This window comes from Pedobacter sp. BAL39, from assembly GCF_000170795.1.
GTDB lineage: Bacteria > Bacteroidota > Bacteroidia > Sphingobacteriales > Sphingobacteriaceae > Pedobacter.
The window spans coordinates 300,252-312,661 of the sequence record NZ_ABCM01000001.1 but is presented as its reverse complement, the minus strand read 5'-3'; the positions used below and the strand labels follow the sequence as shown (position 1 = coordinate 312,661).

The window sequence follows — 12,410 nt, the reverse complement described above, 5'->3', positions numbered from 1 at the left end:
TTGTTTATTTTTTTGATATGGTTAACTGAGAAATAATTTTTGCTGAGGCATCATCCGCAGACTGCATAAAGTAAAGGTCGTAAAGCTGTCCGTTGGCCCAGGTATCGATCATGTTGTCATAGAACCGACTGCCGGGATTGCCTGATTGTCCACCGGGGTATACACCGTGTCCCTTTGGCTTTTTGCCAAGCTCAACCACCATCCTCCATGAAGGGCCATTGTGCTCACCTAGGGCATTAATAGTCATTTTACCGCCGCCAATCATCAGGGTGTTCGAACCGAGCCCGGGAATTCTTGCCAGGTGGCGGATGTTGGTGTTTTTTACATTTGCCCAGGCCCAGGATTTTCCTATGGCACCATACTTGCGCTCAAGACTGTCGCAGGTGTATTTAAAGGCTTCATTCACCAGGTCGCTTAAGCTTTCCTTTACAGGCGTCTTAATGTTGTCGATCCATTTGGATTGCTGCTCATGAAGGATCAGCTGGACGGTCCTGTCCCGTGAAGGATAACGCATGGGGATGCCGGCAACATCGAATTCGTCCTTCCAGATGTTGTCCGTGAGTCGTTTTGCCCACAGCTCAAAGATCGTAGCACCCAAAGCAGTAGCCTCATAAAATTTATTCCATTCTGAGGTGATCCTGAATGCTTCTTTTTGTGTGGCATTTAACCCGTTGATGTCGATCATGGAGCTGATAGTTGGCAGTATATTTTGCGCGAAAATGCTGTAAGAATCGGATTGCATCAGCCGGATGCTGTCTGCAGTAGCCTTGGTCATGACCGATAGCCGGTCATTGATCCGCTTTCCACGATCGTAAGCACTGAATTCCCAATTGATGTAGTACGGATAAGATGGATCCGTAGAGGATTGGTTTGCGGAACTTACAAAGTTCCTCGATGGGTTTTTTACCGTTGGGTTTTGCTCTGCAGGGATCCATCCACGCCAGTCATTTTTGGGGTCGGCACCATCAAGAACAAACTTGCCCTGATCCTTCCACTTCAGCGGGAACTTACCATTGGCAGTGATGGCAATGTCGTTGTCCTTTGAAGCAAAAACAAAGTTCTGTGCAGGAGCAGTATAGGAGATCAAAGCTTTCCTATAGTCAGCGTAGTTGTGGCTTCTGTTGAGCAGGTAAAAAGTCTTGAGCTCATTGGATTGTTCGTGTGCGATCCAGCGCAGGGCACTGCCTGTAGGGATGTTGTTGGCAGCGGTGTATTTTTCCGGTTTTTCCAGGTATACTACAGGTCCATGATGGGTGTAAAACACGGTGTCGAGCTCTGTGGAAGTCCCACGGATTTTTATCTTTTCAACTCTGGATCTAGTTTTGTTCCATTTGTTGTTATACCAATAGTTTTGGTGGCTATCGTCTTTGAACTTAATCTGGTAAAAATCGAGTACATCTGCGGCAACATTGGTTACTCCCCAGGCGATGTCATTGTTGAAGCCGATAATGATCCCTGGTGCGCCAGGTAGAGAAACGCCATAAGCATTCACCCCTGGGGCATGCAATTGAATCTGGTACCATATCGAAGGAAGACTGAGGTCCAGGTGCGGGTCGTTTGCCAGAATTGGATAACCTGAGCGTGTTTTTGCGCCTGACAATGCCCAGTTGTTGCTGCCTATACCGTCTTCTTTCTGCTTGGTACTGACGTCAGCGATTCCCGGTTTTTCAACAATAACCGGTGCTTCAGGGATGGCCAATGGCTTAAAATCCCATGATGTGCCTATGGGAATAATGGGGTCTTCTTTAAAAGGGTAGTCCGGAAAAAGGTCTTTAACGACGGCTGTGCCAAACTTCTTCCTGATGTTACTCATGTAAAATTCATCGGAACCCATGGCAAGTACGGCTGACATCTGCTTTAGCAACAGTGCGCATTTTATTGGCGTCCAGTCTTCCGGAGTGAAATCCAGTAATTTGTACTCCACTGGAAGCTTTGCGGGGCTGAGCCGATGAATGTAGGCATTAATGCCAGCAGTATAGGCAAGAATCATTTCCCTGGATTTAGGGTCTGCCATCATTCCTTTCAGCGATTGCTCAGCGCCATAAACCATACCCATCCGACGCTGATAACGGTCAACCTCAATCGCTTTTTTTCCGACCACCTCAGATAGCCTTCCGGCAGCATACCTGGTTTGGAAGTCCATTTGCCATAAACGGTGCATGGCTGTTACATATCCCTGTGCAAAATAGAGGTCGTGGTCATTTTTAGCAAAAATATGGGGGATCATGCGGTCGTCAAATGCGATAGATACCTTTTCTTTGGTTCCTTTCAGCACCAATGATTTTTTTGCCTTGATCGTATTACGCTCGGCATTCTGCCAGAAACCAGTAAAAGGGTTCAGGAATTTGACGATAGGTGGCAGGTCGCCGAACTTGGTATTTCCGGCATAAGCCAGCAGTATAGGAATCAGAAGGCAAATAAATGCTTTTATTTTGTTCATTAAGACGAAATTAAATCTGCTCGATATCAAATATATAGGTGATCAGTGTATTCATGTTGCGGCAATTTACTATAAAAACGTTATTCCTGCCGGATGAAAGTTAAATTTGTGGTGCAAAAGTTCCTTATGTTTTTTTACTTAAAAAATTAAAAAAATCTTATAAATTTAATAACGAAATAATCAATCTATAATCAGACTATATGGCAAAAACGGCTACAAAAGCAATTCTTAATTTAACAAAGGTAATCCAGGTAATTGCGCTTTGGTGCATGTTGAGTACTGGTGTGCAGGCACAGACGGTAATCATCAGTGGTAAGGTGATTGACAAACTCAGCAAAGCGGCGATACCTGGTGCCGGAGTCTCCCTTAAGGGGACTTCTATTGCTACTGTGACTGATAGAGACGGTAAGTTCTCCTTGAAGCCTACCGGACAGGCTCCTTATCAGGTGCAGGTTTCCTACATCGGCTATGGCAGCTCGCTTCAACAAATCATTGGCGGAATGAGGGAAATGATCTTTGAACTCGAGCAAACAGCGATACTTGGGCAGGAGGTGGTGATATCTGCATCCAGGACACCAGAACGGATTCTGGAGTCACCTGTGTCCATCGAACGGATGGGCGCGCAGGGGGTGAAAGAGCTGCCTGCTCCTTCCTTTTACGACGCACTGGTTAACATGAAGGGGGTGGAAGTCAGTACGCAGAGTCTGACTTTTAAATCTGTAAATACAAGAGGGTTTAACTCCAACGGGAATTATCGTTTCAACCAGTATACTGACGGTATGGATAACCAGGCACCCGGGCTGAACTTCTCAGTGGGAAATATTGTAGGGGTCAATGAGCTGGATCTTGACAATGTGGAGTTGCTTCCAGGCGCTTCTTCGGCCTTGTATGGGGCGGGAGGAATGAATGGAACAATGCTAATCACCAGTAAGAATCCATTTGACCATCAGGGGGTAAGCTTTCAATATAAAAATGGGATCAACCATGTGAATGACAACAATTCTGGTACCCAGCCTTACAGGCAGATGGATCTCCGCCTGGCCAAGGCGTGGAACGACAAGCTGGCTGTAAAAGCCACATTTTCCTTCCTGCAGGCGCAGGACTGGCAGGCAGACAACTACACAAACTTTGATCGTGCCTCGCAAACAGGAAAGTCGGGAGACAGAAGTTCCGATCCGAATTATGATGGTATCAATGTGTATGGTGATGAGGTAAGTCAGAATATGCGCAATGTGGCCCAGGCGGTGGTCAATGCAGGTACATCTGCATTTGTCCAGCAAGCCCTTGGATTACCATCCGCCCCGACAGCGGCACAGATCCAGGCGTTCAAAAGTAATCCGGCCGGACTGAACGCGCTAAATGGCTTTTTGGGTACTGACGCCCGCTTTCGTCCTTTTGTATTCGGACTGGCAACGCCAGGTTTGTTGCCTGATCAGAATGTTTCCAGAACTGGATATGATGAAAATTATCTGGTGGATTATAATACGGAGTCTTTGAAGGCCTCCGGGGCGATACATTACAAGTTTAGTCCTACGATAGAGAGTACCTTGCAAGCCAATTGGGGCTCAGGTACCTCTGTATATACGGGGGCAGACCGTTACTCATTGCGTAACTTTAGCATCGGCCAATATAAACTGGAACTTAAAGGGCGTGACTTCATGCTGAAGGGATATACAACACAAGAGCGCTCCGGTGATTCTTATATCTCTTCCATACTCGGTAGTTATATCAATGAGAAATCAAAATCATCTACGGCATGGTTTCCTGAATATGTGGGTAATTATATTGGTGCCAGAGCCGGTGGACTTGCGGATGCACAGGCACATGCAATGGCACGGACCTCGGCAAATCAGGGGAGGTTGGAGCCAGGTACGCCTGTATTTGAGAACGCAAAATATGAGATCATGAATACAACCATCGCGGGAACCGATTTTTCAAAGGGTATCTACGGTGCTAGGTTCAATGATAAAACAAATATGTATCATTATGAGGGAATGTATAACTTAACCAATGCATTGAACAACGTGGTGGAGCTGCAGCTGGGCTCTTCCTACCGATTGTATCAGCTGAGGTCTGCAGGGACAATTTTCAATGATCTGAATCAGGACATCAACATCCGTGAATATGGTGCCTTTGCGCAGCTGGGTAAAAGGGTTCTCAAGGATAAACTGAAATTGACAGTCTCCGGAAGGTATGATAAAAGCAAAAATTTTGATGGTCGTTTTACCCCTCGTGCTACGGCTGTGATGACGGTTGCGCCGAATAACAACATCCGTTTCTCTTATCAGACAGGTTATCGGAATCCAACAACGCAGGATCAGTACATCGACCTTTCCGTTGGAGGTGGTTCTCAGCGACTGATTGGTGGATTGACAGAAAGTCTGCAAGCCTATAACCTCTATGAGAATAGACCATTTACAGAAGATAGCTACCGTGCATACCTGTCCTCCGTGGCAAATGGAACTGCTAATCCCGCTTTGTTGCAGAATTATAACTTTGATGCTGGTGGCGTTCGTCCGGAGACGGTGCAGGCGTATGAGCTGGGCTACAAAGGTTTATTGGGTGAAAAGTTCCTGCTGGATGTATATGGATATTACAACCAGTACAAAAATTTCATCGCCATCACCAATGTTTATCAGAACAGGGAGGGCAATTTTATTAAATTTGGAGCTCCGGTAAATGCCAGAGGAGAGGTCACCGCCTATGGAGGCGCATTGGGACTTGACTATCTGCTTGCTGCGTTCACATTGACAGGAAATATATCTTATAATCAAATCGGAGACCTTCCATCGGATTATGTAAATGATTTCAATACACCCAAGGTTAGGTATAACCTGGGAATAGGAAATAAAGAATTGATCAAAAATGTAGGTTTTAACGTAGCTTATCGCTGGCAAGACCGCTTTTACTGGCGCTCTTCATTTGCCTCAGGCGAGGTGCCCGCATTCAGTACTTTTGACGCACAGGTCAACCTGAAAATCCCTTCAGTAAATTCCATGATTAAAATCGGAGGAACAAATATCCTGAATAAATATTACGTAACTTCTTATGGTAATCCTGCCATAGGAGCGCTATACTACGTTTCTTACGCCTTCAATCCGTAGGTTTTATAAAAAAATGAAACAGCTCCGACAGCAATGCCGGGGCTGTTTTTTTGAGATATATGTAGCGCGATTGGCTTTTATCCGAAGCAGCACGCATTTCCCCACCGAAAAATAATCCTTTGCTTTTCATATAAATTTTAACACCTTAGTTGTACAAATTACACGATCTGTAGATCCCCTATTTTTACTTAAACGATTTTCATGGAAGAACAAAACGAACACGGGAAAGAAATAAAGGATGATGACAAAATTCAGGAAATAGTTGAAGAGACCATACAGCATCTGAACAACCCTGTCACTGACCTCAAGCCCATTGTGAAAAAATACCTTTCTGCGGTTCAGAAGGTAAAAAAAGAGGGGAATAAGTTTTATTTTTCTGACGGCGATGCCAGGGTAGAGGTAAGGGTGGTAAGTGATGAGATCATTCGTGTTAGACTTGCTCCTCATGGGGTTTTTCTTGATGATTTTTCTTATGCTGTTCCCGTAGTGGATCAGAAGGTAACCACTTTTAAGCTCGAAGAATATGAAGATTATTATGCGATAGCCACAAATACCGTTACCTGTAAGGTTACGAAAGCAGATTTTCACATTTCCTTCACCGAGAACCTCACACAAATGGTCATGAGTGACGATGAGTCGCCGATGCACTGGGAGGAAAACGTAGAGTTCGGTGGCTATTATGTATATGCTACCAAAAAGTGCAGACCGGAAGAGAACTTCTTCGGCCTGGGAGATAAATCGGGAAATATGAACCTTCGGGGACGTCATTTTCAGAACTGGAATACCGATGCGTATTCTTTTGGTTGGGACCAGGATCCGCTGTACCGTACCATCCCTTTTTATCTGGGTGTTTACGAACAGGCCGCGTACGGTATCTTTTTCGACAATACATTCCGTTCTTACTTCGACTTCGGTAAGGAAGACAACCAAAAGACCAGTTTCTGGGCAGATGGTGGTGAACTCCAATACTATTACATCCATGGTCCACACATGATGGATGTAGTGAAAAGATATCAATCTCTGACTGGTACACATCCCATGCCTCCTAAATGGGCTTTAGGCTATCACCAATGTCGCTGGAGCTATTATCCCGAGCAAAAGGTAAAAGAGATCGCCGAAGGCTTCCGGTCGCGTCAGATCCCTTGTGATGCGATCTATCTCGATATTGATTATATGGATGGCTACCGGTGTTTTACCTGGAATAAGAACTACTTCCCGGATCCTAAACGCATGATCAAGGAGCTGGCAAATGATGGCTTTAAAACAGTAGTCATGATTGATCCTGGAATTAAGGTGGATGACAACTACTGGGTTTTCAAAGAGGGGAAAGAAAATAATTATTTTTGTAGACGCAGTGATGACTACTTCATGGAGGGGCACGTATGGCCGGGCCGTTGTCAGTTTCCTGATTTTACCAATCCTACGGTAAGAGAATGGTGGGGCAACTTGTACAAGGAGCTGGTGGACATAGGCGTTGCAGGTGTATGGAATGACATGAACGAACCTGCAGTTTTCGGGTCAGGCACATTTCCCAATGATGTAAGACATAACTATGACGGCTACAGGGGCTCACACCGTAAGGCGCACAATGTGTACGGCATGCAAATGGTTCGTTCTACGTATGATGGCCTGAAAAAGCTAATGCGCAATAAACGGCCATTCACGATTACCCGTGCAGGCTATTCCGGCATGCAACGTTACGGCTGCGTGTGGACTGGCGACAACGTGGCCACCTGGGAGCACCTGAAGATCGGAAACATCCAATGCCAGCGTATGTCTGTATCCGGAGTTCCTTTCTGTGGTACCGATATCGGTGGTTTCAGTGGAGAGCCTGATCCCGAATTGTTTACCCGCTGGATACAGCTGGGTACTTTCTCTCCTTTTATGCGCGCACACTCTGCGGGTGATACAGCTGAAAGGGAACCGTGGAGCTTTGGTGAACCTTATACATCCATCAACAGAACTTATATAGAGCTGAGATATAAGCTGATGCCATATCTTTATTCCGTGTTCTGGGAACACCACCGGTATGGTTTCCCGATCTTGCGTCCGCTGGTCATGCTGGAACAGGAAAAAATCAGTAACCATTACCGTCAGGACGAATTTACCTTCGGCGATAAACTACTGGTATGTCCGGTGCTTGAACAGGGCGCTACGTCAAGGACGGTATATCTTCCGAAAGGTAAGTGGTATAATTTTTGGACTCATGAAGTGCTTACGGGAGAAAGTGAGCACAATATCCTTGCACCACTTGACCACATGCCGATTTTTGTCAGAGCCGGCTCTGTAATACCTGAATATCCGGTGATGCAATATGTAGGTGAGAAAAATATTGAAGAAGTTTCTCTGAATATCTATTATGCAGATTATGAGGTTAATTCCTTCCTGTATGAAGACCACGGCGATACCTTTGCTTATGAGCAGGATATCTACTCGGAAAAGAAGTTCAGTGTTAAAGGTGATGCGGGGGCGATGGTCATTGAGCAGAGCGTAGATGGACTATACACGCCGAACTACGAACATTACGATTATACTGTAGCCGGCATTCCTTTCAAAGTAAACAAGATTACCGTGGATGAAAAGGATGTCACTGAGTTTTTTATGGATGAACGCGATTGCCTTCGCTTTAAGTCGAACAAAAACTTTCTGACTGTTAAAATATACGGTGAATAATGAATAAGAATTAAAAACCAAATTAAATGAGCGAAGCACCCAAAAAAAGTTCCAGTAAAAAAGTAGCCGTTAAAAAAGTAAATGCAGCATCTGTTTCTGTGAACGACAAAAGTGTTTGGGTGCACAGTTTGCTTACTGATTTTGATGTTTCCCTGTTTGTATCAGGGAAACATTTTCGTTTGTACGAAAAAATGGGGTCCCGGCTCATTAGCGTTGAAGGAACCGAGGGTACGTACTTTGCAATATGGGCGCCCAATGCTCAGTCTGTCAGTGTCATTGGCGACTTTAATTTCTGGGATGCCGACGCGCATCATCTCTACAAACGATGGGATGCTTCCGGAATATGGGAGGGCTTCATTCCAAACTTTGCAAAAGGCTCAATCTATAAATATGCAGTAACCGGGTTCGATGGGGTGCTCAGGCAAAAAGGAGACCCTTTTGCGATTCGCTGGGAGCACCCGCCACGTACAGCCTCCATGGTTTGGGATCTGGATTATAAATGGTCCGACCAGGCATGGATGAAAAAGCGGCCTAAGGTGAATGCGCTGAATCAACCCATGTCTGTTTATGAGCTGCATCTTGGCTCCTGGCAACGGGATCCCTCAGAACCCAAACGTGTCCTGACCTACCGCGAGATTGCAACCAGCCTTGTTCCCTATATCCTGGAAATGGGATTTACTCATGTGGAGCTGATGCCCATCATGGAGTATCCTTATTTTCCTTCCTGGGGTTATCAGATTACAGGATATTTTGCTGCGAGTTCAAGGCATGGTACAGCTCAGGAACTGATGCACTTGATTGATGAACTGCATAAAAATAACATCGGTGTAATCCTGGACTGGGTGCCTTCTCATTTTCCCGGAGATATGCATGGACTGTATCATTTTGATGGTACGCACCTCTATGAGCATGCAGACATGCGGAAAGGCTTTCATCCAGACTGGAAATCCTACATTTTTAATTATGACAGGAATGAAGTCCGTTCTTTTCTGATCAGCAATGCATTGTATTGGCTGGATAAGTTTCATATAGACGGATTGAGGGTAGATGCCGTTGCATCTATGTTGTATTTCAATTTCTCCAGAAAAGAAGGGGATGCCGCAACCAATGAACATGGGGGTAGCGAAAACCTGGGTGCCATTAAATTCCTTCAGGATATGAATGAAGCTGTTTACGGTAATTACGAAGGAGTGCATACCATTGCTGAAGAGAGCAGCACTTATGAAGGTGTAACAAGACCGGTATATGCAGGAGGTCTGGGCTTCGGGATGAAATGGATGATGGGCTGGATGAATGATACGCTCAAATATTTTAAAAATGATCCCCTCGGCCGTAAATATCACCATCATCAACTAACATTCAGCATCACTTATGCATTTAGTGAGAATTTTATGCTTCCTTTTTCTCACGATGAGGTGGTGCATGGCAAATCCTCAATGATCTACAAAATGCCCGGTGACGAATGGCAGAAGTTCGCCAATCTACGTTCGCTATATGCTTATATGTTCACACAGCCTGGAACAAAATTGTTGTTTATGGGCAATGAGTTCGCACAGACCCATGAATGGGACTTTAAGAGCTCGCTGGATTGGCATCTGCTGACGTATGCGCCACATTTAGGAATGCAGAAGACTGTTAAGGCCATCAATAAATTATACAGGTCAGAACCTGCGCTTTATGAGCATAGCTTTTCCTATGAAGGCTTTGAGTGGATCAATGCTGATGATGCGGACCATTCTATCTTCATTTACCTTCGCAAATCAACTAAAGCAAAGGATACCCTGATTGTAATACTTAACCTTACCCCGGTTTACAGGGAGAATTATAGAATCGGACTTCCGTTTAAAGCGAAGTGGGAAGAGATTTTCAACACAGATGCTGCGGAGTTTTATGGCAGTGGAAAATCAAATCCGGGAGTGCTCCTGCCAGAAGATGAAAATTGCTGTGGACGCGAATATTCTACTGTACTGGATGTTCCTCCTCTTGCAGCTATTGTGTTAAAACAGGTCAAATAATTCAGCGGCAAATAGTTGCCTAAAAAAAGAGCAAATTGTTATTAAAACAACTTGCTCTTTTAACAGATAGGGTTATTGATCGTTATTGAATGCTGTAAATAAACTTCGACCGTTGAACCTTTTTTTCTTTCAACCTTTCGATATGATCATTGATCGTTGCTTTTTCCTCTTTTATGAGTGCATTGATGAAGGCCAACTGAAAATACTGACCTGCTTCGAGCCACTGCATTGACTTTTCTGCGTAAAGGCCCATTCGTTCATAGATGCAGCTCTTGCATACACCTTTCACTTCAAGCGCCTTTTTGAAAGTCTGATCTATCATCTTATGTCGTTCCAGTGTAATCAGCAGACTGAGGTGATCGACGTAAACGTCAGGGAATTCAGGCTCCAGGGATATGCAGCTTTCATAATAATAGCCCGCGGTCTGATAATTCTTGAATCTATAATGATAGATATATCCAAGTTGGTAATGTGCCCTGGCAAAGTCAGGCTCTGTTTGTATAATCTCTTTGAGCAGATAATGGGCCTTTTGCGGCTGACCATAATCGAGCTCTTCCAGAGCTTCTAAATATTTTTCTTCAATAGTATATAAAATGTCCATTGGAATTTTGTCTTTTCCGGATTCCGGGTTTAAATTAATCGTAAACAAAAGAAATGCTGATGTTCAGCTTTGGGTTATATCCCGGACAGGAAGGAGAAATCCATGCACGCCAGGAAGCGGCAAACCATAGGGTTGCTGCGCTCGTTCTGGATATGTTGTAGTTTAAGCATGGTGTTTTTTTTACAAATCTAAGCAACAGTATATATATATCAAAATGTAAGCTGTATTTTAGAATTCAATCTAACCAAAAATACTAAATGAACAATGTTTCAAATGAAAAGCCGGCATGGACATATCTGTTAAGTGCACCGGTAATTGTAGCCTCTCTGGGCTACTTTGTGGATATCTACGATCTTTTGTTGTTCGGTATTGTCCGAATTCCAAGCCTGACAGATCTTGGCCTTGATGAGGCAGCAAGGTCTGTGGAAGGCGCAAGCATCTTAAACTGGCAAATGACAGGGCTGTTGCTTGGTGGCATTCTATGGGGAGTGTTAGGCGATAAAAAAGGACGTTTGTCTGTGCTTTTTGGCTCTATCATTACTTACTCCATTGCTAATTTTGCCTGTGGTTTTGTCCAGGATGTGTTTGTTTATAAGGTACTTCGGTTTGTTGCAGGAATTGGCCTCGCAGGTGAACTCGGTGCAGGGATCACCCTGGTTTCCGAAAGCCTTCCCCAGCGGTTACGTGCTATTGGTACTTCTGTTGTCGCAGGAGTGGGCCTGCTTGGTGCGGTGGTCGGCTACTTTACAGTCGAGCTTTTTAGCTGGAGAAATGCTTATTTTATTGGCGGTGGGATGGGGATACTGTTGCTGTTTTTAAGAATTGGTGTATTTGAATCTGGAATGTTTCACGCGATGAAAGATAAAAAAGAACTTAACAAAGGGAATTTCCTTTCTTTTTTTACCAAAAAAAGCAGACTGATTTTATACCTGAAGTGTATCGGAATAGGCCTGCCTACCTGGTTCGTAATAGGGATTCTTGCCACGTTCAGTAATGAGTTTGGGAAAGCACTGGGAATTTCTGAAGAGATCAAACCAGGGCTTTCAGTGATGTGGTGTTACGTAGGGCTTTCTGCCGGAGATCTGATGAGTGGTGTACTGAGTTACTGGTTGCAGTCCAGAAGAAAAGCAGTAGGGATCTTAATGGCATTTACGGCTGTGGGAAGTGTGATATATCTTTATGGTGGAATCCATTCCCCTGCTTCCCTTTACATGATGTGTCTCTGGATTGGCTTCGGAATTGGTTACTGGGCGATGTTCGTGACCATTGGAGCAGAACAGTTCGGTACAAATGTAAGGGCTACTGCTGCTACAACAATTCCGAATATGGTCAGGGGAACTGTGGTTCTGATGACTACCTTTTACACGTTTTTAAAGCCGCATGTAATGGTCCTTCATGCTGCAGGAATTTTAGGGTTGATCTGCTTTGCAATTGGCTTCTATTGCATCAAAACCATTCCTGAAACCCACCATAAAGACCTTAATTTTATTGAAGATTAATACAGTAAATAACCTTTGTGCCTTGATGGGATCAATGGTTGTTCGTTTTGACATCTTTTGGAAACAGGATGATCTCCA

6 protein-coding genes are annotated in these 12,410 nt (G+C 44.5%); 4 read left to right on the top strand and 2 right to left on the bottom strand.

The window, feature by feature from the left end:
• Nucleotides 1–4 precede the first annotated feature (4 nt).
• On the bottom strand, nt 5–2,440 hold the full coding sequence (locus PBAL39_RS01440) for a penicillin acylase family protein (protein WP_008237487.1): 2,436 nt from the start codon (nt 2,438–2,440) through the stop codon (nt 5–7).
• A gap of 200 nt (nt 2,441–2,640) precedes the next feature.
• Here PBAL39_RS01440 and PBAL39_RS01435 point away from each other — a divergent pair, with 200 nt between their 5' ends.
• From PBAL39_RS01435 to glgB, 3 genes are all read left to right on the top strand, one after another.
• Nucleotides 2,641–5,544: a TonB-dependent receptor gene (locus PBAL39_RS01435; RefSeq protein ID WP_008237486.1), complete on the top strand. Its 2,904-nt coding sequence runs from the start codon at nt 2,641–2,643 to the stop codon at nt 5,542–5,544.
• Between the two features lie 201 nt (nt 5,545–5,745).
• Entirely contained in the window at nt 5,746–8,217 is a 2,472-nt protein-coding gene (locus PBAL39_RS01430) for a glycoside hydrolase family 31 protein (RefSeq protein ID WP_008237482.1), read from the top strand.
• Between the two features lie 26 nt (nt 8,218–8,243).
• Nucleotides 8,244–10,232: a 1,4-alpha-glucan branching protein GlgB gene (glgB, locus tag PBAL39_RS01425; protein WP_008237481.1), complete on the top strand. Its 1,989-nt coding sequence runs from the start codon at nt 8,244–8,246 to the stop codon at nt 10,230–10,232.
• 82 nt (nt 10,233–10,314) lie between these two features.
• Here the strand turns inward: glgB and PBAL39_RS01420 are convergent, their stop codons facing one another.
• On the bottom strand, nt 10,315–10,833 hold the full coding sequence (locus PBAL39_RS01420) for a hypothetical protein (RefSeq protein ID WP_157273847.1): 519 nt from the start codon (nt 10,831–10,833) through the stop codon (nt 10,315–10,317).
• A 257-nt stretch (nt 10,834–11,090) separates the two neighbouring features.
• Here PBAL39_RS01420 and PBAL39_RS01415 point away from each other — a divergent pair, with 257 nt between their 5' ends.
• Nucleotides 11,091–12,332: an MFS transporter gene (locus tag PBAL39_RS01415; protein WP_008237475.1), complete on the top strand. Its 1,242-nt coding sequence runs from the start codon at nt 11,091–11,093 to the stop codon at nt 12,330–12,332.
• The last annotated feature ends 78 nt before the right edge of the window (nt 12,333–12,410 follow it).

Coding starts and splice junctions, on each gene's coding strand:
- PBAL39_RS01440 (WP_008237487.1), bottom strand. CDS start 2,440: ATGAACAAAATAAAAGCATTTATTTGCCTTCTGATTCCTATACTGCTG.
- PBAL39_RS01435 (WP_008237486.1), top strand. CDS start 2,641: ATGGCAAAAACGGCTACAAAAGCAATTCTTAATTTAACAAAGGTAATC.
- PBAL39_RS01430 (WP_008237482.1), top strand. CDS start 5,746: ATGGAAGAACAAAACGAACACGGGAAAGAAATAAAGGATGATGACAAA.
- glgB (WP_008237481.1), top strand. CDS start 8,244: ATGAGCGAAGCACCCAAAAAAAGTTCCAGTAAAAAAGTAGCCGTTAAA.
- PBAL39_RS01420 (WP_157273847.1), bottom strand. CDS start 10,833: ATGGACATTTTATATACTATTGAAGAAAAATATTTAGAAGCTCTGGAA.
- PBAL39_RS01415 (WP_008237475.1), top strand. CDS start 11,091: ATGAACAATGTTTCAAATGAAAAGCCGGCATGGACATATCTGTTAAGT.